Source organism: Variovorax sp. W1I1 (assembly GCF_030815625.1).
GTDB lineage: Bacteria > Pseudomonadota > Gammaproteobacteria > Burkholderiales > Burkholderiaceae_C > Variovorax > Variovorax paradoxus_C.
In genome coordinates this window covers 4,227,807-4,248,424 of the sequence record NZ_JAUSWZ010000001.1, presented here as the reverse complement: position 1 = coordinate 4,248,424, position 20,618 = coordinate 4,227,807, and the positions used below count along the sequence as shown (strand labels likewise).

Here is a 20,618-nt window from a genome sequence, read left to right as displayed (position 1 = left end):
GGCCGCGCGCGTCGGCGCTCGACCCCATGGCAATCTGCCGCAGATCGCGAAAGCAAGCCGAAGCAATCTTCGAACACCCAATGGCATTGACACCCGAAAACTGGCCCAGCCGGGCCATCATCCAGACCTCGCTGGCGGCCCAGTTCGCTCTGCCGCCCTTGCCTCCACCGATGCAGGACTGGTTCGCCTGGTGCCGCAGCATGGGGACCCAGTCACTCGTGCTGGACGAGGCGGATTGGCGCGAGGGTTGGCGCGGCGAGCTCACCGGCGCGGGCGCCGTCGATGTGCCCGGCCTCCTGGCGGAGATGGAGGGCTACCGTTTCATCCTGGATCAAGAGGCGAGCACGCCGGAGCGTCTGGTGTGGCGCGATGCCGTGCAGACCGGCGAATGGCAGCCGCATTGGGTGGTGCTGCAAAACGCCGATGGCGATCCGTTGATCGGCGACATCAGCCAGCCCGAAGTACCGGTGCTCTGGGACTATCACGGGAGCGGCAGCTGGTCGCCGCAGCCGCTGTTCCCGAATCTTCGAGTGCTGATGGAGCGCATCGAAATCGATGCGCCAGTTCCGTCGGACGATGTTCCGTCGAAGATCCTTTTCTACTCGGTGCATCTCGCGGACCTGGGCCCTCAGCCCCTGCAGGTGCTGACCGCGCTCAAGGCGCATCCGGACTACAGGCACCTGGCCGGCGCAAGCCTGCTGAAGCTCAAGCATCAATTGCCCTTGCCGCTGCTGGTTGACAACGTCAGCGATGCGGCGAAGGACTACCTGGTTCATCGCTTCGAAGCGCTTGGGGCGCGAGTGGAAGTCGTCGAGCGGGGACTGGGAACATCTGCAAACCGCACCTCACCATGAGCACAGAGCACGGCATCCTCAGCGCGAAGACCGTGGCGCTGCCGGACTTCTCGCAAGCCTCTACAGGGAGATCATGGGCAGAAAGCCCCCGGCGATGAGGCGAGAGCCATCGAACACGGGAACCTGCCCCTCGAACTGCATCCGCGGATCGCTTGTCACCTTGGCCATCCCTATGTCCCTCGCGGCCTTGTCGGGCCACTCGACCCACGACATCACGACAGCCTCGCCTTCCTTGGCGCCGGCTGCCTTGATGAAGCTCGTGTATTGGTCTGCGCCGCGACGCGCGCTTTCACCGTGGTAGGTCGATGCGTCGGGGCCGGATTCATCGAGCCAGCATTCCGTCACGCGCAGCGCGCCGTGTGCTCTGGTCACCTCGGCGGAGGCGGCCGCCATCTTCTCGTACGCCGTCTTGTTGGCGCGGGGCACGGGTGCCAGGTAGCAGTCGATGTAGGTCATGTCGCCGTCTCCGTTCAAGGGGTGCTGTTGCGCTTCACTTTAGCTCGGTCAGATGGCCTGCAACACTGCTTCCTGCTGCCGCCTTGCGTGACCGACCGACTCAAGCAGCCGACGAGTTCTTCCCAAGCTGCAACGCCTCCAGCACGAAACGCGTCGGTCCGCTCGCCCCTCGATCACTGACCGCGAGGCCCAGCTGCCGCCAAAGCGCCGGGCTGAGTGGACGAATGGCGATGCGAGGGTCACGCGCGGGCTCGTTGTTGCCGTGCGATTCCTCCGGCAGCAAGGCCGCTCCATAACCGGCCGCGACCAGCGTCCTGATCGCATCGTTGTAGTTGAGCTCGATGCGGGGCCGGCAATGCACGCCAGCCGCGGAGAACCATTCCGCGGTCAGCCGATAGAGACGCGTGGAGGCGTCGTTCATGATCAGCGGCCGCTCGGCCAGCCACTGCGGCGTGAGCCGCCTGGGTGCCTTCCAGTCCGCCGGCAGAAAGGCGACGACGGCCTCGCGCCGCAGCGGCGTGACATGAACGCCGCGCACAGGCGCCTGCGGCAGCGCCACGACCGCCAGGTCCAGGCTGCCCGCGGCGAGCCGTGCCATGCTGTCGTTGGAGGTCAGCACCTGCACGTTCACGTCGATGCCGGGATGGTGCTGGGCGAGACGCTTGAGCGCGGGCGGCAGCAGGTGCGCAATGGTGCCCGTCGAGGCACCTACGCGCACGCGGCCTGTTTGACCGGCGAGCTGGCGTCGAACGTCTTCCACTGCGTCGTCGGCGTCCGCGAGCAGCCTGCGGGCACGCGCGATGAATCGCTCGCCCAGGGCGGTCGCTTGCGCGGGCCCTCTCCCGCGAACGAGCAACTGACCACCCAGGCGCGACTCCAGTTCCGCGATCTGAACGGTGACGGTGGGGGCTGCCAGATGAAGGGCGCGTGCGGCATTTGCCAGCGAGCCGAGGTCGGCGATGGCGACGAGGGTGCGCAGGTGATCAAGGCTGAGTTCTCGCATCGCGCTAATTTAACTTTTCTTAATCCTGCATTGAAGATATTTAGCTGGAGCCATCGAAGCCGCGTCCCTACCATCGCGCTCCATGGACCTCAACATCTTCATCGACGGCGATCAAGGCACCACCGGCCTCGACCTGCAGAACCGCCTGCGCGGCGGGGAATTTCGCATCCGCACATTGCCGGCCAACCTGCGCAAGGACGCGGCCGCCCGCCGGGCCGCCCTCAACGAGAGCGACATCGCCATCCTCTGCCTGCCCGATGCCGCGGCGCGCGATGCGGTGTCGATGATCGAGAACCCTTCGGTGCGCGTCATCGACGCCAGCTCGGCGCACCGCACCAGCCCCGGCTGGGTCTACGGCCTGCCGGAGCTCGATGCGCAACAGGGCGAGCGCATCGCGTCTGCACTGCGGGTCACGAATCCGGGCTGCTATCCGACAGCCGCGGTTGCCTTGCTGCGGCCGCTGACGGATGCGGGGCTGTTGCCCGCCGACTATCCGCTGGTCATTCACGCCGTCTCGGGCTATTCGGGCCAGGGCAGGGCGGGGGTGGAAGCGTACGAAGCTGGCGTGGGTGCGGGGGCGCATTCACTGAAGGTCTACGGCCTTGCACTCGAGCACAAGCACGTGCCGGAGATCGAGACGTATGCCGGCTTGACGGAGCGGCCCATCTTCGTGCCGGCCTATGGCAGTTATCGGCAGGGCATCGTGCTCACCATCGGACTGCACGCGCGGATGCTTGCTGCCGGCGTGTCTGGCGCGCGCATCCATGAGTGCCTCATGGAGCGGTACCGCGATGCGGCGTATGTGCGTGTGATGCCGATGTCTTCTGCCGCACCGATGACGGAACTCGATCCGCAAGTGCACAACGGATCGAACGACATGAGCCTGGGTGTCGCGTGGAATGAACGCACGGGGCAGATTGTCTTGAGCGCGGTTCTGGACAACCTGGGCAAAGGGGCCGCGGGAGCGGCGGTGCAGAACCTGCGGTTGATGACGGGGGCTTTGTTGCCTGTAATGTGAGGTCGATGTGTTGATGGAGAGGGGGGCCTCGGACGTCAAAGGCTGATATCGCTATCGCAGAGCCGCTGTTCGCCAGGAGCGGCCTGGTCGCTACACTGCCGCGATGGCGTAGACGCACGATGACCTCAAGCCATTACACGGAGCTGTGATGCCGATATTCAAGTGCCCCGTGCCGCGATTGGCGGCGCAGATCCAAGGCGACCAGGCTGATGAATTTGAACTCGCTTCGGCTGCTCGGCCGATGGACGGTTCCTTGGCAGAGTTCAAGTTCGCGTTCTGCATTGATGAGCATCAGTGATAACTTGAAGAGTTGGGCCAGGCGAATCAAACGCGACGGCGTGGCGCTCTGGTTTGCGGGTAAAAATCCCCGAACGCCTTGGTATGCGAAAGCGTTGGGCGTTTTCGTGGTGGCCTATGCGCTAAGCCCCATCGACCTGATTCCAGACTTCATTCCTGTGCTGGGTTACGTCGATGATGTGATGCTGCTTCCCGCCCTCATCTGGTTGACCATCAGGCTGCTGCCGCCTGAAGTCCTTGCGGAATGTCGCAGTCAAGCAGAAGAGTGGATGCAAACGAAGGGCTCGAAGCCAAGCAGCCGGGCCGGCGCGCTCCTAGTCGTAGCCGTGTGGCTGGCGATGGGCGTAGCGGCATGGGTCTGGTTGAGCCCGCATCTATAGATTCCCGAATGACCGCCTCGGAGCGAAATGTATAGTCGCCTCGGACCCATTCATGATGAAAGTGCGACAGGCTACGGTCGGTCAGGAGCGGAAGTAGCATTCGGCGTCGAATGCCTGGCCTGCCATTCTTCAATGCCGTTGCTCGCCTTGCCACCAGCCCCCTCACCAACGGGATGTCAATGACAGAAACGACCAAAGTCAAAGGCCCTGCCTCGTACTTTCCTTCGATCGAAAAGACCTACGCGAAGCCAATTGCCCACTGGATGAATGTTCTTCAGGATGCAGGCCCTCTCAAACACATGGAACTCGTGAACCGGCTCAAGACGGAGCATCAAATCGGCCATGGGCACGCAAACGCGCTGGTGGCAGCCTTCCTGGCGAAGAAGTAAAAAGTCAGGACTCGAACGTTCACGTGCGGCCAGGTCGGAGTTCGGCCAGAACCGGCCCTCCGTCGGTGTGCCCAGATCGCCGGATAGCGCGGAGCAATTTCATATCAGCATGGGTCGAGAACGCTCGTAGCTCCAGGTTTTGGCAGACGGTGTGATCGGGCAGACTCGGTGGATGAGCTTCTCGCCTTCTGCGCATGGCGGGCAAGTCGTGGAGAGGATCACCGGGCGGCTGCTTTGCAGCGTTGCAGTCGCTGGCAGCCGGAGCAAGCCAACGGCACAATTCCGCCACAACAAGGCATTCGCCGAGTACCTTCATCCTGCCTCACGGCTAATTGCCCGAATCCCTGAATGGGCCGCGCCCCGTGCAACCTCTTCCACTGCGGTCCTTCTCCAATTGGCTCGTTCCCGTCGCACTCGCCTGCCTCGTGCTGGCCTTGCAGGCGGGCGGTGAGCCGGTGTACGAAGCGCTGCGCTACGAACGCGCGGCCGTGCTCGGTGGACAGTACTGGCGCCTGCTTTCGGCGCATGCGGTGCATCTGGGCTGGACGCACTGCCTGATAAACGCTGGCGGGCTGGTGCTGTGCGTCGCGCTCGCGGCAGGCACCCGCAGTTGGTGTGCCTGGGCCACCGCGATCGTTGTGCTGGCCATCGGCGTGGGGATTTTGCTGGTGACTGCATCGCCCCAAGCCATGAACTACGCGGGCCTCTCGGGCGTGCTCTACGGGCTGTTCATCTGGGTGCTGGCGCCACGCGCCTGGCGCGGCGATCGCGTGGCCTGGATCGTCCTTGTGGCCGTCATCGCACGCATCGGCTGGCAGATGTTCCATCCGCCTTCGGATGCGCAGCGTGCGCTGATCGGCGGCGAGGTGATGGTCGAGGCGCACCTGTACGGCGCGCTGTGCGCACTGGCGCTCTGCCTCTGGCAGGGTGCGTGGCCGCGCTTGCGGCGGGCCCGAGACGGCGCCGAGGCCTGACCTCGGCGCCGGCTTCACCACTTCAGGACCGGCGGCGGCGGGCGAGCGCAAGCGCCGCGAGGCCGGCCAGCACCAGGGCGAGGTCGCCCACATCAAGCGATCCGCCGCGTCTGCTGAATGGGAAGGCGATCGGCATCACCGGCGCAGGGGGCTCGGTCGTCGGCGGTGTCGTCGTCGGCGGCTCATTGTCCGACGCGTAGGGCTCGATGTCGTAGGCGTAGAGCTTGACACTCGTCCCCTCCTTGGGACTCTCCGCCTGCATGGCGACGAACCCGCCGACGGACGCCTGCCGCTGGCTGATGGCGTTCCCGGCGTCCCTGTTCGGCGTCTCGCCATCGCCCACTTCCTTCAGAACATAGTGTTGTTTGACATCGTCCTTCTCGGTGTACAGGAACATCTTCATCTCGCCGGTCTTCGGGTCGATGGGCGTGTTGAACCAGACTGCCTGGTCCAGCGCTCTCTCCGCGATCTGCGAACCCTCCTGGCCGTTCGTCTGCCGCGTGATCAGCGAATGCCGACCCGCGACGACAGTGCCATTCGCGCCATTGCCTCTGAACATGACATGCGGGTAGGCATTGGTGCCATGGATGAAGCTCTGCATCGTGTGCCCTTCCTGAGCGGCGTAAGGCCCTGCGGCAGGACTCTTCGCTTCTTCGAAGACGAACTTGAGGTTGTCCTGCGCCAGGGCGGGCTCGCTCGCGGGCCCATTCAAATTGGCCAATGGCACCAGGATGTCGCCCCGAACGATGACGGGCGTGCGCGACAGCGATTCCGGCGAGGCCGTCGTCGCGGGCTTGCTTCGGTTGGTCAACGCAGCAGCCTGCGTCTGTCCGTTGAATTCCGACTCGCCGGACACGACCATATAGGTCCTTCCGGGTTCAATTCTCGTGACGAGTCGCCAGGCTTTTTCCGTTGCCGCATGCTTGTGCAACCGCAGTCCGAACGGGTTGGCGACCGGGTCTTGTGACGACAGGATGAGCGTGTCGCGACCATGCTTCGGCACCGCCTTCGTTTCCGCGACGCCGGACGCTCTCGCCATGCCGTCGCTCCCATAGGAGGTCTTGTATTGCTTGAAGGGGGTCACGCCGTCGCTGAAGCGAACTTCCGCATAGGACAAGGGTGCCGCCAAGGCGTTGGCGGCATCCATCCACCCGACGGTCATCTTTCCAAAGGACAGGACGAAGGTTGCCGTGTTCTCCGCAGACGCAGTGGCCGGTGCGGGCCCCCTCGCGGTCACCGTGACATGGCAGGGTTTGCCGGGAACCACAGCGCAGTCGGGCGGGTTGAACTTCATGTTCTCAACGGCAAACCCCGAGGGCAGGGAAACGTTGGCAGCGGTGAAAACGACGTTCTTCGTGTCGACCGGCACGTTGATGTCGAGCATTGCCTGAGCATTCTTGCCGCCCCAGGTCCGGGCTTTGAAGGATTCGCCGCCATAGCTGAAAGTCGCGGTGACCCCGTTCGGCGGCAAGCCCGCATCGATGAGGTACTGCTCCGGGTTCGTCGTGGCCCAGTACGCCTCCTTCGGTCGGCCGACTCCAGACCACGGATACCCATTGGTGTGATAGCCCGGGTCCGTCATTCCCCACCAGGTGACCCGGTGCACGCCCCCCTTGTACTCAGGGTGCCGACCTCCCGGGCCGGCGGCGTACTCCTTGAGCAGGCTGAAAAGTTTCGCGTACTGGACGCCCTGTTCCATGAACAGGGCATCCATCTCAGGGCCATTCTGGATCCGCAGGCCTTTGTCCAGGCCCAGGGCCGGCGCGAGATCCAGTTCGGTCAGATCGACGTTCGCCCCGGTTTCGAGATAGGTCTTGAGGGTCCTCTCGAAGGCGTCCAGGTTGAGTCTCATGTCCCAGTGCCCCTGCGTGCCGATGACGTCGATCAGCGGCCTGGGCTTCCCCTTGGCGTCCAGAAGTACCCGCCCTTTGCCTGCGGCCGATTCAGCCGCGTACCGTTCATTGAATTCCTTGACCATCGCGGCGATTGCCGTGGCCTTCGAGGCGCGCTCGTTGTCGTTGAAGTCGTTGTAGTTCAGGATGGCCGTCGTGTTCTGGCGCGCGTAGTAGAAAGCGTCATACATGTAGTCCCAGCTTTTCCCGCCCTTGGCATAGGCTTGGGCCCATCGGGCCGGCCGCTCCTCGGGGCTGTACCCGGTTCGCAGGGCGTTCCTCCAGTCGGCGGGGTTGTCGGGGTTGTCCTTGAACGCTTCGTTGACGACGTCCCAGGCGTAGGCCTTGAAGGGTTCCCGATCGAAATGGCCGGCCACGGTCCGAACGTAATACTCCAGGCCCGTCTTCGCCGTTGCGTAGTCCCACGGCGTTTCCCATCCGCCACTCGGAGTCAGGACATTGGGGGCGGGCCATTGGGCCGACTGGTTGTGCCAGAGCAGCACGTGCCCGGTGACCTTGACGCCGCGCGCATTGGCCGCGCTGATGTCCGCGTTGATGCCCGAGGTCAGGTTGGTAAGGAAATTGGGGCTCGGATTGCTCATCCCCCCGTTCCAGAAATCGGGCTTCATCGCGTTGCTGGGCGTCACCGCATTGAAGTGTTTCAGGGTCATGGCGGCGACCGAGTTTTCACCCGGCACCACGTCGGAGCCGAAGTTGCGCGCGTCGAGATTGGTGCTGCCGATCAGGAAGTAGTTTTTGTACACATCCTTCAGCGCCGGCCAATCGGCAGGGTTCGCAGGCCGCTCAGCCGCCAGGGCGGCGTTCGCGATCACAAGTCCGGTGGGCAGCGCAATCAAAAGACGCTTGAAGTCGAGTCTGCTGAACATGGTCCCGGTCCTCCTAGTGATTCCGACGACCGGAGAGTTCTCGTGGGCTGGCTCTGCGGCAGGCGCCTCTGCGCCCTCTCGCGGATCGACGTTCGATGGTCAGATGCATGCTTGTCTCCTTAAGTTGAAAGGAATCACTCCCGGGCGGGATGGCGCTCGGGACCTCGATGGACATCGCCGAACACCAGCACCCCCATCGCGGCGAGTGCGGCGGCGATCCATGGCGCGATCCCGTGAGGCGCGCGGCTGTCACAGCCGCGCGCCCTGCAGCAGGCGTGCGTTCAGCGATGCGGCGGCACTTCAGGGCGCGAAGGCTAGGTGACGGCCCCCTGCCGGTCCACTTACTTTTTCGCTAGCATCCATTCCAAATGCTGATGAGTTCAGGCAAGACCTCTGACAAACCCCTGATGCTGGCGCAAGTCTCGCGTCTGCGTTTCCGGCACCTGCAGTTCCTCGACATCCTCGGAAAGACGCGCAATTTGCGTCTGACTGCCGAGCAGATGTACATCACGCAGCCGGCCGCCACCAAGGTGTTGATGGACATCGAGGAGATGCTGGAAGCGCGCCTGTTCGATCGCCTGCCACGCGACATGCAACCGAACGAGCTGGGACTCTTCACCTTGCGTTACGCGCATTCGGCACTGGACGGCCATCGCAAGTTCGTGGACGAGTTCAGCAATCTGAAACAGGGAGGGCACGGCCATCTGTCGATCGGCGCCATCTCGGGTGCGGCTGCGCATCTGCTGATTGCCGCCGTGGCCGAGCTGCAGCGCCTGCGGCCGCTGCTGGTGGTGAAGGTGCTGGAGCAGAGCAGCGATCAGCTGATCGTGTGGCTGGCCGAGCGCAAGATCGACGTGATGATCGGCCGCTTCACCGACGAGTCTCAGCGCGACCAGTTCCATTACGAAAACCTGACCGGTGAAAGGTTGCAGATCACCGCAGGCGTGCACCATCCGCTGCGTGGACCGAACACCCCTGGACTGAGGGAACTGTCGAGTTGGCCGTGGATTCTGTATCCAGCATCCACGGCGCTGCGCAAGGTGTCAGATGACATCTTCCGCAGCACAGGCCTGTCGCTCGCCTCGGGCATCGTCGAGACGCCGTCGTTTCTGTTCGCGCTGGAGCTGATGCAGAGCACGACCATGCTGTCGCTGCAGCCCGCCGCGCTGGTGGACAAATATGTACGGCGCGGGCTGCTGACGCGCATCGCGGCCGAGCTCCCCAACCGCATGCCCGACTTCGGCCTGATCACGTTGCAGGGCGAGCCCCCCAGCACGGCCGTGCTGGCATTCATGGACGTGATCCGCAACATGGCGGACCATGAAGCCGGAGCGGCATTGACCGAACGAGCGACGCCCGTTGCCAGGCCCAAGCCGCGGGGTCGCGCGTCTTCTCGCTGTTGACCCGTCGGTCGAAACCCGGCCGGTTGCGCCCCGCATGCGGCGACCAACGGAACAAGGCAAGGCCCAGCGCCGCGAAGCCAGCGAGGAAGCTGTCGTCGATGCGGCTTGCTCAGAGGGGCGGACCCACGATCACTCGCTGCGGCCCGAAAGAAGGTTCGCGTCGATCCATGACGCCACGTCGGTAACCGCAATGGCGCGGCGTTGATTGAACGTCCCGCTCTTTTCCCATGCAACACCCCGACCTTGAGCAAAAGCCGCACGGTACTTGCGCATCATGTTGTGCGGGTCGCGCGCCAGCTCATCCAGCAAATATTGCTCGCTCCACTCCGACCGGGTGAAGGGGCGGCCAAGGGCCGCTTGCAGCTTGTCGGCGACCTCCCCGTAAGTCACGGTGTCGCCGGCGAGATAAACGATCTCGTTGCGGATGCGGGGCTTGGCGAACACGATCGCGGCAGTCAACCCACCAATGTCTTCGGGCGTCGTCAACGTCACAGCGGTGTCGAGGCTGCCGAGGGCGTGGACTGCGTCATTTTGCAGGTCAACGACACCGAAGTCCGGCTCGAAAAGATAGCTCATGAACATGCCGGTCGAGATGATGACCCACTCCGTCTGGTGCTGACTGCGCAGCAGTTCGCGCACGTCCAGCTGTGCGTCGAAGATGTCCTGCGGACTGCCCCGACCGATCACGTCGAAATCGACCCCGAACTGCCATGGAAAGTACCTCGGGATTCGCGCCTGCAATGCGGCCCGCGCCAACTTCATTGGCGTGTCGATTCCGGCTGCATAGCCCGCGCAACCGATCACCGTGTCGTATCGCGCGAACATCACGGCGAGCTCATCGATGGCGCTTTTCACAAGATCGCCCAAGACGATCTCGATTCCCAGATCTCGGATCTCCGCGATGTCCTGTCGCTTGCCTGCTTCACTGGACTCGACCGCACTTGCGCGCAGCAACACGCTGATCTTTGCGCCATCCAGATCTTTCGCCCGGCGCGCGAGATTGCGCAGTACAGGCAGGCCGAGTTCACCGGCACCGAGCACGAGAATTTTCTGAGATGTAGCGTTAGGATCCGTTTGGTTCATTGTGTAGCCCACTGGAGAATGCGTCGCGGCAGTCTATCGATGCATGGGCATGTATGAAAGAAGGCACACGCGTGATACCGCGAGCTAAAGAATTGGATCGAGACGAAATACTTCAGTATTCGCAGACCGTGTGTGACGGCCTGAGAGACGACGATGACGGCGTGCGGCGAGAGGTGCTTGCACATGCCGGAAGCCGTTGGTCACTCGGTGTCGTCCACACGCTCGGCGTGTATGGAAGACTGCGCCACGCAGAGATCGGAAGGCGCATGCACGGGGTCACTCAACGCATGTTGACGCGCACCTTGCGACAGCTCGAGCGTGACGGCTTAGTGCTCCGTCATGATTTTGAAGAGGTGCCCCCCAGAGTCGAGTACGAGCTGTCCGACACTGGCATGGAGCTGCTCGTTCGCATGGTCCCGCTGTGGACCTGGATCGTGGAGAACGCGGATCGCTTCCGAGAAGCGAGGCAAGATTTCGACGAACAGCACCGCGACGAAAAATCCGAAGCTGTCGCTGACCTGGCGCACAACGGTTCCCGACTTTAAGAGCGTCTGCTTCCGGTTCGGATCTTCACAACTGCACCCGCAGAATTTTTTCCATCGCCTTTCCTTTGGCAAGCTCGTCGATCAGCTTGTCCAGGTAGCGGATCTTCTGCATGAGCGGATCGTCGACGTCTTCCACGCGAACGCCGCAGACGACGCCCTTGATGAGCGAGCTGTTCGGGTGAAGGGCCCGCGCCTCGGCAAAGAAAGTCTGGAAATCGTTCTGCCGTTCGATCTGCCGACGCAGTCCCGCTTCGTCATAGCCGGTCAGCCAGCAAATGATCTGGTCGACTTCTTCCTTCGTGCGGCCCTTGCGTTCCGCCTTTTGAACGTACATCGGATAGACCTTCGCAAAGGCCATCGTGAAAATCGAATGCTTGGGCATCGTCATTCTTCCTTCCTGTGTATCAGGGTCCGAAACGCATGCTGCTTCGGTGTGCCGAGGTGAGAGGGCGCTGTCGCGGAGCGCCTGCTCCTCGCCGGATTCTGACGCACGGCAAGGAGCGGGCAATGCCGGCGGCAGTTCCGAAACCCTCGCTGAGAGGCAGGGGCGGGGCAGCGCACCAGCTAGGTCATCAGCGCATCGCATCCGTCTTCGATGCGGGCGTGAAGCAGCCCGAGCGATGCGGCGAGCAGCCGGTGCAGCGCGTCGCGTTGGCATGCCGGCGCCGCCCGTCAAGTCGCCGCGCTGTCGCCGATTTGCGCAGCCTTCTCCCATGCCGCCGCTATGCTGTCGCCCGCCATTCACTTCAGCAAAACGGGAACCCTCATGTCCATGCGCTCTTCGTCCTTCTTCGCCCTGCGTTCCATCGCGCTGGCCTCCGGTCTCGCACTGGCCGCCATCGCCGTGCAGGCCGCGCCCGATGCCAAGCTGCTCGCCGCCGCCGAGAAGGCGCAGCCCGCCGTCATCGACAACCTGAAGGAGATGGTGCAGATCGAATCGGGCAGCCTCAACGTCGATGGCCTGCTCAAGATGGCCGACGTGATCGAGGGCCGCCTGAAGGCCGCGGGCTTCAAGACCGAGCGCCGCAAAGCCGCGGCCGGCGCGGGCGCCGACATCGTCATCGGCACGCTCAAGGGAACGGGCAAGCGCAAGATCATGCTGCAGGGCCACATGGACACGGTGTATGCAGCGGGCATCCTCGGCAGCCAGCCTTACAAGGTGGACGGCAACCGCATCTATGGCCCCGGCATCGCCGACGACAAGGGCGGCATCGCGGTGATGCTGGCCTCGCTGAAGATCCTGGCCGATGCGGGCTGGCGCGACTACGACACGCTCACCGTGCTGGTGAACCCCGATGAAGAAGTGGGCTCGGTGGGTTCGGGCGAACTCATCGCCACCACGGCCGACCTGCACGACACGGTGCTGTCGTTCGAACCGACGGCGGCCAAGTCGGTGGCCAAGGGCGAGTCGCTGCTGCTCGGCGCGGCCGGCATCGCGCAGGCGACGATGGAAGTGAAGGGCCGCGCGGCGCACGCGGGCGCCGCGCCCGAGCTGGGCCGCAACGCGCTGTACGAGCTGTCGTACCAGATGCTGCAGACCAAGGACCTCGCGAAAGACATCCCGGGCGTGACGCTCAACTGGACCGTGGCGCGTGCCACCGGCCCGATCAACCAGATCACCGAGAAGGCGCAGGCGCTGGGCGACATCCGCATCACGCAGCCGGGTGCCGAGAAGAAACTCAACGAAGTGCTGCAGGCGAAGATCGCGAGCGGCAAGCTGATTCCCGACACCGAGACGACGGTGAAGGTCGAGGTCGGCCGTCCGGCATTCGTGGCGGGCGCGAAGGGCCGCGCATTGGCCGAGAAGGCGCAGGCGATCTACAAGGAAATCGACCGCGACCTCGCGCTCACGCCGATGACCGGCGGCGGCACCGACGCAGGCTTTGCCGGCCGCTCGGGCAAGGCCACGGTGGTCGAAAGCTTCGGCCTTGCGGGCTTCGGCTACCACGCACGCGACGAATACATCGAAGTCGATTCGATCGTGCCGCGCATCTATCTCGTCACGCGTCTGCTGACCGAGATCGGCAAGCAGTAGCAAGAGGCGACGGGAAGGCCGGCCTCAGGGCTGCTGCTTCGGGGGCTCGCCGGGGCGATTCGGCGGTCGGCGAGCCGCGGCCGCGGCGGCTGCCGCAGCGGCGTGCTGCTGGGCCTGTTGCTGCTGTTGCTGCTGGCGCATCTGGGCCTGTTGTGCCTGTTGCGCTTGGCGGGCTTGCTGCTGCTGTTGCTGCATCTGCTGCTGGCGTTGCTGCATCGCCTGTTGCTGTTGCGCGCGAGCGGCCTGGGCTTGCTGCTGCATCTGTTGTTGTTGCTGCTGCTGGCGGCGCATCTGGTCCTGCTGCTGACGGGCCTCGTTCTGGGCCTGCTGCTGGCGTTGCTGTTGCTGCGCCTGCTGCCGCTGTATCTGCTGCTGTTGAGCCTGTTGCTGCTGGGCCGCGCGGGCTTGAGCCTGCGCTTGCTGCTGCGCCTGCATCTGTTGGCGCCGTGACTGATCCTGCTGGGCTTGCTGCGCCTGTTGGGATTGCTGTTGTTGTTGCTGCTGGCGCTGCCGGTCCTGCAACGCGCGCTGCTGCTGTTGCTGGGCCTGCTGGCTCGCGGTGCGTGCCTGCTGTTGTTGCTCCATCTGCTGGCGCCGCAACTGCTCCTGCTGTTGTTGCTGTTGGAGCCGGGCCTGTTGCTGCTGCTGCTGCTGCTGCTGCTGCTGCGGTTGCTGCTGGTTGGCGGCGCGCGCCTGCTGCTGTGCCTGTTGTTGGGCCTGCTGCGCTTGCTGGCGGCGCGCCTGGTCCTGCTGCTGTTGTGCGCGTTGCTGAAGCTGGGCCTGCCGCGCCTGTTGTTGCTGTTGGGCTTGCTGCGCTTGCAACTGCTGCGCTTGTTGCTGTTGAGCCTGCTGCTGCGCGCGTTGCTGTGCTTGCTGTTGTTGCACCTGCTGCTGTTGCGCCGCGGCCTGCTGCTGACGTGCCTGTTGTTGTTGCTGCTGTTGCTGCATCTGCGCGAACTGCGCTTGTTGTTGTTGCTGCTGCGCAAAGTTGGGCGGCGGCGCGCCGGGCGGCATGCCGCGTGGTCCGCCGTTGCGGTCGCTGCGATCGTTGTTGTTGTAGACGTTGCGCACGTTGTTGTTCACCACCGTGGTCGAGCGCGAGATGTAGGTGCTGTTGTTGTAGACCACCGCAGGCCGTGCAAAGGCCGGCTGCGCCACGCGGTCACGGTCGCGATCGCGGTCATATCTGCGATCGCGCGGTGCGCCCCAGTTCACGTTCCATGAGTTCCAGCCCCAGCCGTGGCGCTCCAGTGCAGCGCCCACGATCACGCCGGTGCCGAACGCCAGCGCACCGGCCGCGGCAATCTGGCCGCGGCTGTAGCCCGGCGCGACCTCCACGGGAGGCGGCGGCGCATAGGCATAGCCGGGGTAGACGGGCAAGGGCTCGCCGTAGATCACCTGCGGGTCGTAGCGCGGCACGTACACCACGTCGGGCTGCACGGGCTCGATGGTGATCAGTTGCTGCGGCGCCTCGATCACGGCGGGTCCGCCATAGGCGGCCTGCATGTCCGGTGCCGGCACGTAGTCGCGCGGCGCCTGGGCGCTTGCTACTCGCAGCTTGTCGTTGTTCTTCAGGCGGCCCGCTTTCGATGCGCGCTGCCGCATGACCTGGATCGCGTTCATCACGTCGGCCGGGTCGTTGTAGTAGGCCTTGCCGAGCGATTCGGTCCACGTGATGTTGCCGGCGAGCTGGTCGAGCACGGGCCTGAAGGCGGTGAGCGATTTCACGCTCGGGTCCCAAGGCTGCTGGTTGGCCGCATCGGCGAGCGGGCCGGCCTTGAGCGACTGGTTCTGCCCGAGCCAGTCGTGCGCGGCGGTGATCTGCTCGGGGTAGGTGGCGCCCGCGAGGATCTGCGCGACGAGCTTGTCGGGATAGAGCGCGATGGGGGCGACCAACTGGTAGAGCTGCTCGGCCGATGGCGGTGTGTAGGCCGCCGGCACCGGCGCAGCGGGCGCTGGGGTGGGTGTTTGAGGCACCGTGGGCGCGGGCATCGAGATGGCGGGGTCTGCTGCGTTGCCCTGTGCGTTCGATGCCGGTGGTGCGGACTTGTCGCAACCTGCGAGGACGAGGGCGCCGACGCACAGCGAAACCGCGAGCAGGCGAGGGAGGGGGGGACGTTGGTAGTTCATCTGGGAGTTCCATCAAGGCGCCTACGTCACGCCCGACTCTCTCAACGGTCCCTGACGGTTTGCGATGACCCACCCTGCACCGGTGATGCAACCGTCTGTGTCGTCCTTGCGCTGTTGCCTGTGTGGGGCAGGACCCACACGGCCATCGCGGCCCTCGAACTGCTTACTTGGCGCCGCCCGAGTACTTGGTGACGCTGCTCGCGCTCACGTGGTAGCCGCTCACGCCCATCATCGAATCGTTGCGCTGGGTCTGCAGCTTGCCGGTGACCCACACGGTGTCCATGGCGCGGAACTTGGCGCCCTTCTGCGGAATGACGTGCAGGATCTGGTTGGCCGGCGGCGGCGGCGTGTGGATGCAGGCGCCGAAGTAGGGCACGAGCAGAAACTCGGTGACCTCGCCCTTGGCTTCTTCGAGCGGCACGATGAAGCCGGGGATCTTGATCTCGGCGCCGTTCATCGCAGGGTTGGTCGGTGCGTTGTTCGACACCTCCTGCATCTTCATGAGCATCTCGTTGGCGCGCGGGTCGCCGTCGTCCAGCGCGCTCAGGTCCATGCCCTTGAAGTCCTTGGCCGGGTCCCAGTCCTTGGGCACCAGTTCTTCCCAGGTGATCTGGCGCGGCTGGCCCGGCGTGCCCTTGGCAACGGCGGGTGCGGCAGCCTTGCCGCCGAGCGGGTTCGATGCGGTGGTGTCCTTGGGCGCGGGCTCGGCAGCCCATGCCATCGCTGCGAGGCCGGCGCCGGCCAGCAGCAATGAAAGCCGATTGAAAGCCGTGATCGTGGAAGTCTTCTTTGCGATGCGCATGGTTCAAATCCTCGGTGAGAGGCCGTCCGCCAGTGAGAGTCGGTAGGCGCGAATGCCAGGGAGCAGGCTTGCCAGCCAGCCTGCGACCAGCAGGCTCGCCATAAGCAGCCACTCGTTGAGTGTAGGTTCCGAGAGGCTCAATGTCAGCCCGAACTGAGACTGCAGCCACGGCGACAACAGGGCGATGCCGAGCACGGCCATCACCACGCCGAAGACCACGCCCAGCACGGTGACCATGGCGCCTTCGAGCGCGAGCAGCGCCAGCACATGGCGCAGGCCCGCGCCCACGGCGCGCAGCACGGCCAGCTCGCGGCGGCGTTCGTTCAGGCCCGCCATCACCACCGAGACCAGGCCCGCGAGGCTCACCAGCGCGACCAGCGCGGACATGAGCAGCAGCGCGTTCTCGCCGATGCCGATCACGCTCCACAACTCATCGAGCGCGACGCCGGGGAGGATGGCCATCAGCGGTTCGCCGTTGTAGGTCGAAATCCAGCGCTGCACGCCGAACACCGCGGCGCGGTTCTTCAGGCCCACGAGCGCGGCCGTCACGTTCTTGGGCGTGAGGTCGAACTTGCGCACCTGCTCGGCGGGGATCTTCACGCCCGGCATCGGCGCGCCGCCCACCCATTCGAGGTGGATGGCCTCCATCGCTTCGAGGCCGATGTGCACCGTGCGGTCCACCGGCGTGCCGGTGCGCGCGAGCACGCCGACCACGGTGAAGGGCTTGTCGGCATGCTCGGCCACGTTGAGCTCGCCGCTGCCGTGCGCGAGCGTGATCTTCCGGCCCACGTGGTAGCCGAGCTTGTCGGCCACTTCGGCACCGACCACCGCATCGAAGAGTTCGCTGAAGGGCTTGCCCTCGCGCAGCTTCAGGAGTTGCTTGTCGCCATAGCGAAAGCGCGCGAAGTACTCGGGCGACGTCGCCAGCACCGCGAAGCCGCGGTGCGAATCGCCCAGCGACAGCGGCACGACCCAGTCGACGCCCTGGTGCGCGGCCAGCGCCTGCACGCTCTTCCACGAGATGTTGTTGGTGGCCGCGCCGATGCGGAACACCGAGTACAGCAGGAGCTGCGTGGAGCCGGTACGCGCGCCGACGATGAGGTCGGTGCCAGAGACAGAAGATGCGAAGTTCTCGCGCAGCTCGGTGCGGATGCGTTCGACGCCGAGCAGCAGGAAGGTCGAGAGCGCGATCGAGAACACGGTGAGCGCGAGCGTGAAGCGCCGGTTCCAGGCGCTCCGCCATGCGATGGAGAAGAGGGCGTTCATGCGTCCACCGCCATCGCCGTCGAAGCCGCGCGATTGATCTCGGGCAGCAGCACATGCCGCGCGAAGCGCTGCGCAATGCGCTGGTCATGGCTCACGAAGACGAGGGCGCTGTGGTTCTCGACACAGGCCGTCAGCAGTACGTCGAGAAAAGCCTCGCGCCGGTCTTCGTCGAGCGCGGAGGTCGGCTCGTCGGCAATCACCACTTCGGGCTGGCCGATGAGCGCACGCGCCGCGGCCACGCGCTGCTGCTGGCCCACCGAGAGCTGCAGCGCCTGGCGCTTCCAGAGGTTGCTGTCCAGGCCCATCTGGTCGAGCAGGTGTTCGGCTTCTTCACGCGAGCTGCCATTGCGCGCGGCCTGCGCTTCGCGCCGCGCCGAGAAGCGGCAGGGCAGCAGCACGTTGTCGAGCACGCTCAGGTAAGGCAAGAGGTTGAACTGCTGGAAGATGTAGCCGACATGGGCCACGCGGCAGCGGTCACGCGCCGCGCTGGAGAGCTGCGACCAGTCGTGGCCCAGCAAACTCACGCGGCCTTCGTCGGCCACCAGCACGCCTGCCAGGAGCGACAGCAGCGTGCTCTTGCCGCAGCCGCTCGGGCCGTGCAAAAACACCGATTCGCCGGCGGTGATGCGGAAGGCCTCGATGTCGATGCACGGCGTCTTCACGCCGGGCCATGTAAAGCGCAGCGATTCGGCCGCGAGCACGACGCGCAGGGGCGTCGAGTCGGCCTGCGAAGCGGTGCTCACAGTGCTACTTGCCCCAGCTCAAGCGAGCGGGCTGGGCCGCTTGCGCACCGGTGGGACGCTTGAGCTGGCGCTTGAACTGGCCTTGCGACGAAGCGATCTGCGAATCGATCTGGCGCAGGCCCTTGAAGACGCTGAACAGGTTCAGGTCGATGAACTTCGCGGCGGCCGCATTGGTGCAGTTGAAGGAGAAGGTGGCGTCCAGGTCGGCATGGCCCGGAGGTTCGTTCGGATCGGGGTTGCCGAGGCCGAGTGCGCCGGAGCGCAGGTCGACCGGGCCGAGCTTGCAGTTGGCGGCGGGGTCGATGGTGAAAAGCTTGTCGGCCGCGCGTAATTGGGCAACGGCGGCTTCGACGGTGGCTTTCTCGGCATCGGTCTTCGGGGCGCGTTCGAAGCCGACGCTGTTGTCCAGCGGCGATTCCATTTCGATCACCACGGTGGGGCCGTCGATGGCCACGTCCAGCTTCATCTGGCCGTGCACATGGGCGTGTTGCTGCTGGGCTTGCGCGGAAACGAACGGGGCTGCAGCGAACAAGGCTGCGGAGATTGCGAGACCGGAGATGCGTCGGAGTCGGATGTGTTTCATGGTTCTGCGCCTTGCCGGGTCGGCAGCCCCGGCGTGTTGCTCCATTCGCTCCAGCTGCCGGCATAGAGCGCGGTCGTCCCGAGCCCGGCGATCTGCATCGCAAGCAGGTTGGGCACAGCGCTCACGCCGCTGCCGCATTGGTGGACGACTGTCGCCGCATCGCGTCCCGCGAGCAGCGCTTCGAACTCGGCACGCAATTGCGATGCCGGCTTGAACTTGCCGTCGGGGCCGAGGTTCTCGGCGAAGGGCCGGTTCAGGGCCCCGGGGATGTGACCGGCAATCGGGTCCAGAGGTTCCACCTCGCCGCGATATCGTGCACCGGCCCGTGCGTCGATCAGCTGCTGGTCAGCTTGGCCGAGCCGACGCAACACGGTGTCGGTAGTCACAAGCTTTGCAAGCGGCTCGCCCTGTACGAAATTCGATTGGAAGCGCGCGGGTTCCTCGCGGTCGGTGACTTCGCCGCCTGCGGCCTGCCAGGCCTGCAGGCCGCCGTCGAGCACGGCCACCGCATCGTGGCCCATCCACTTCAGCATCCACCACAGGCGCCCGCAGTAGTTGGCGCCGTTGCGGTCGTACACCACGGCCTGCATGTCGTTGGAGAAGCCGACGCTGGAGAGCCACGCCGCGAATTTCTCGCGACTGGGCAGCGGATGGCGGCCGCCCGACGCGGGCACGCCGTCTTCCTGCGCGACGACCACGTCGCCGTGCGCGCCGGGCAGGCCATGCTTGGCGCTCAGGTCGGTGTCCAGGTTGGCGTACAGCGCGCCGGGAATGTGGGCCGCGGCATAGAGCTCTGGGCCGGCCTCGGGCTTCATGAGTTCGAAGCTGCAGTCGAACACCATGTGGGGCGTGTCGCTGGTCTGCAGTTGCTGGAGTTGTTCGACGCCGACGAGGGTGGTGTACATGGTCGTGATCTCCTTCGGAGAGGTTGTCTTCAGTGTTCTTCGGCCGGCGCCTTGGGCACCGCCCGCTGGCGCAGCACGGTGGCCGCGATGCCGCTCACCACGATGAGCGCCATGCCGGCCCATCCGGTGGCATCGATGCGGTCATCGAACACCACCACGCTGTAGAACGCCGCGAAGATGATGCCCGAGTACTGCAGGTTGGCCACCACGAGGGTGCCGGCTTCTGTCTTGGCCGTGGCGTAGGCGCGCGTCATGCAGAGTTGCCCAAGGGCGGCGAGCAGGCCGATAGGCAGCAGCCACAGCGCATGCTGCCACGTCCACGAACTGCCGCCCGAAAACCCAGTGGCCGCCGTGGCGAAGGCTCCGGCGACGGCCGAGCCGACTGCGAAATAGAACACCGTGCGCAGCTCGGGCTCGCCGATGCGCGAGAGCGCCACCACCTGCATGTAGGCGAAGGCGGCAGTAAGGCCCGACAAGAGGCCCAGCATGCCCGCGAAGCCTTCGTTGCCGCTGACCGTGGGCTTGAGCATGAGCACCACGCCGATGAAGCCTGCGAGCACGGTCATCGCGAGCGCGCCCTGCAGCGGCGGGCGCGCCACGCGGCCGTCGCGTCCGGGCACCGGCACCCACGCGAGCAGCGCGCCGCCGATGAGGAAGGCCGCGACCCACACGCTGCTCATGTAGTTGAGCGTGACGGCTGTGGCGAGCGGCATGTGCGCGATGGCGTAGAACCATGCGCCCAGCGAGATCACGCCGATGGTGCTGCGCCAGGCGTGCATGCCGGGGTATTTGGTGGCGAGCGAGACGCGCATCTTGCGCGCCAGCAGCCATAGGAAAACGATGCCGATGAGGCCGCGGCCCAGCACCATCTCGCCGCTGTTGAACCACTGCGAGGCGACCTTCACGACCACGCTCATCGTCGCGAACAAAAAGGCGCCGAGCACCATCCAGAGCGCTTGCACTATTGACTCTC

General features: G+C 65.0%; 20 protein-coding genes. 8 read left to right on the top strand and 12 right to left on the bottom strand.

What is annotated here, in order from left to right; all coding sequences use genetic code 11:
- Positions 1-26: 26 nt before the first annotated feature.
- Complete coding sequence (locus QFZ83_RS19985; RefSeq protein WP_307509389.1) at positions 27-854, top strand: hypothetical protein; 828 nt, start codon at positions 27-29, stop codon at positions 852-854.
- Positions 855-914: 60 nt separating this feature from the next.
- Here QFZ83_RS19985 and QFZ83_RS19980 read toward each other — a convergent pair whose 3' ends face one another.
- Together QFZ83_RS19980 and QFZ83_RS19975 are read right to left on the bottom strand one after the other, a co-directional pair.
- Positions 915-1,310: a DUF1428 domain-containing protein gene (locus QFZ83_RS19980; RefSeq protein WP_307509386.1), complete on the bottom strand. Its 396-nt coding sequence runs from the start codon at positions 1,308-1,310 to the stop codon at positions 915-917.
- Positions 1,311-1,410: 100 nt separating this feature from the next.
- A complete protein-coding gene (locus tag QFZ83_RS19975) occupies positions 1,411-2,313 on the bottom strand; it encodes a LysR family transcriptional regulator (protein ID WP_307509384.1) in 903 nt (300 codons plus the stop codon).
- Between the two features lie 82 nt (positions 2,314-2,395).
- Here QFZ83_RS19975 and argC point away from each other — a divergent pair, with 82 nt between their 5' ends.
- The 4 genes from argC (at position 2,396) to rrtA (ending at position 5,371) form a co-directional block, all read left to right on the top strand.
- A complete protein-coding gene (gene argC / locus QFZ83_RS19970; RefSeq protein ID WP_307509382.1) occupies positions 2,396-3,331 on the top strand; it encodes an N-acetyl-gamma-glutamyl-phosphate reductase in 936 nt (311 codons plus the stop codon).
- Positions 3,332-3,615: 284 nt separating this feature from the next.
- Positions 3,616-4,008, top strand: coding sequence for a YkvA family protein (locus QFZ83_RS19965; RefSeq protein WP_307512775.1), 393 nt, complete (start codon positions 3,616-3,618; stop codon positions 4,006-4,008).
- A 179-nt stretch (positions 4,009-4,187) separates the two neighbouring features.
- The gene (locus tag QFZ83_RS19960) at positions 4,188-4,397 is read left to right on the top strand and encodes a DUF4287 domain-containing protein (RefSeq protein ID WP_206176075.1); all 210 of its coding nucleotides are present in this window, start codon (positions 4,188-4,190) and stop codon (positions 4,395-4,397) included.
- Between the two features lie 362 nt (positions 4,398-4,759).
- Positions 4,760-5,371 (top strand): rhombosortase, encoded by a 612-nt coding sequence (gene rrtA / locus QFZ83_RS19955; RefSeq protein WP_307509380.1) that lies wholly within the window; start codon positions 4,760-4,762, stop codon positions 5,369-5,371.
- 22 nt (positions 5,372-5,393) lie between these two features.
- Here rrtA and QFZ83_RS19950 read toward each other — a convergent pair whose 3' ends face one another.
- The gene (locus tag QFZ83_RS19950) at positions 5,394-8,150 is read right to left on the bottom strand and encodes an endo-1,4-beta-xylanase (protein WP_307509379.1); all 2,757 of its coding nucleotides are present in this window, start codon (positions 8,148-8,150) and stop codon (positions 5,394-5,396) included.
- Between the two features lie 407 nt (positions 8,151-8,557).
- Between QFZ83_RS19950 and QFZ83_RS19945 the strand changes: the two genes are divergently transcribed.
- On the top strand, positions 8,558-9,553 hold the full coding sequence (locus QFZ83_RS19945; protein ID WP_307509377.1) for a LysR family transcriptional regulator: 996 nt from the start codon (positions 8,558-8,560) through the stop codon (positions 9,551-9,553).
- Positions 9,554-9,682: 129 nt separating this feature from the next.
- Here QFZ83_RS19945 and QFZ83_RS19940 read toward each other — a convergent pair whose 3' ends face one another.
- Positions 9,683-10,636 carry an aromatic alcohol reductase gene (locus tag QFZ83_RS19940; protein ID WP_307512774.1) on the bottom strand — a complete coding sequence of 318 codons (954 nt, stop codon included), beginning with the start codon at positions 10,634-10,636 and terminating at the stop codon, positions 9,683-9,685.
- A gap of 92 nt (positions 10,637-10,728) precedes the next feature.
- Here QFZ83_RS19940 and QFZ83_RS19935 point away from each other — a divergent pair, with 92 nt between their 5' ends.
- Complete coding sequence (locus QFZ83_RS19935) at positions 10,729-11,181, top strand: helix-turn-helix domain-containing protein (RefSeq protein ID WP_307512771.1); 453 nt, start codon at positions 10,729-10,731, stop codon at positions 11,179-11,181.
- A gap of 25 nt (positions 11,182-11,206) precedes the next feature.
- Here QFZ83_RS19935 and QFZ83_RS19930 read toward each other — a convergent pair whose 3' ends face one another.
- Positions 11,207-11,689 (bottom strand): DUF2200 domain-containing protein, encoded by a 483-nt coding sequence (locus QFZ83_RS19930; protein WP_307509374.1) that lies wholly within the window; start codon positions 11,687-11,689, stop codon positions 11,207-11,209.
- 258 nt (positions 11,690-11,947) lie between these two features.
- On the opposite strand from QFZ83_RS19930, the gene QFZ83_RS19925 reads away from it, so the two are divergent.
- On the top strand, positions 11,948-13,216 hold the full coding sequence (locus tag QFZ83_RS19925) for a glutamate carboxypeptidase (RefSeq protein ID WP_307509371.1): 1,269 nt from the start codon (positions 11,948-11,950) through the stop codon (positions 13,214-13,216).
- Positions 13,217-13,240: 24 nt separating this feature from the next.
- Here QFZ83_RS19925 and QFZ83_RS19920 read toward each other — a convergent pair whose 3' ends face one another.
- From QFZ83_RS19920 to QFZ83_RS19890, 7 genes are all read right to left on the bottom strand, one after another.
- The gene (locus QFZ83_RS19920) at positions 13,241-15,346 is read right to left on the bottom strand and encodes a DUF3300 domain-containing protein (RefSeq protein ID WP_307509369.1); all 2,106 of its coding nucleotides are present in this window, start codon (positions 15,344-15,346) and stop codon (positions 13,241-13,243) included.
- Between the two features lie 163 nt (positions 15,347-15,509).
- Positions 15,510-16,148 carry a DUF3299 domain-containing protein gene (locus QFZ83_RS19915; RefSeq protein ID WP_206177953.1) on the bottom strand — a complete coding sequence of 213 codons (639 nt, stop codon included), beginning with the start codon at positions 16,146-16,148 and terminating at the stop codon, positions 15,510-15,512.
- A 3-nt stretch (positions 16,149-16,151) separates the two neighbouring features.
- The gene (locus tag QFZ83_RS19910) at positions 16,152-17,414 is read right to left on the bottom strand and encodes an FtsX-like permease family protein (protein WP_307509366.1); all 1,263 of its coding nucleotides are present in this window, start codon (positions 17,412-17,414) and stop codon (positions 16,152-16,154) included.
- Positions 17,411-18,157, bottom strand: a complete 747-nt coding sequence (locus QFZ83_RS19905) for an ABC transporter ATP-binding protein (protein WP_307509364.1) — start codon at positions 18,155-18,157, stop codon at positions 17,411-17,413. Before QFZ83_RS19905 ends, QFZ83_RS19910 begins: the two co-directional genes overlap by 4 nt.
- Before the next feature lie 4 nt (positions 18,158-18,161).
- On the bottom strand, positions 18,162-18,740 hold the full coding sequence (locus QFZ83_RS19900; RefSeq protein WP_307509362.1) for a DUF2796 domain-containing protein: 579 nt from the start codon (positions 18,738-18,740) through the stop codon (positions 18,162-18,164).
- The gene (locus QFZ83_RS19895; RefSeq protein WP_307509360.1) at positions 18,737-19,645 is read right to left on the bottom strand and encodes a sulfurtransferase; all 909 of its coding nucleotides are present in this window, start codon (positions 19,643-19,645) and stop codon (positions 18,737-18,739) included. Before QFZ83_RS19895 ends, QFZ83_RS19900 begins: the two co-directional genes overlap by 4 nt.
- Positions 19,646-19,674: 29 nt before the next feature.
- Positions 19,675-20,592, bottom strand: coding sequence for a DMT family transporter (locus QFZ83_RS19890; protein WP_307512769.1), 918 nt, complete (start codon positions 20,590-20,592; stop codon positions 19,675-19,677).
- Between the last annotated feature and the right edge of the window lie 26 nt (positions 20,593-20,618).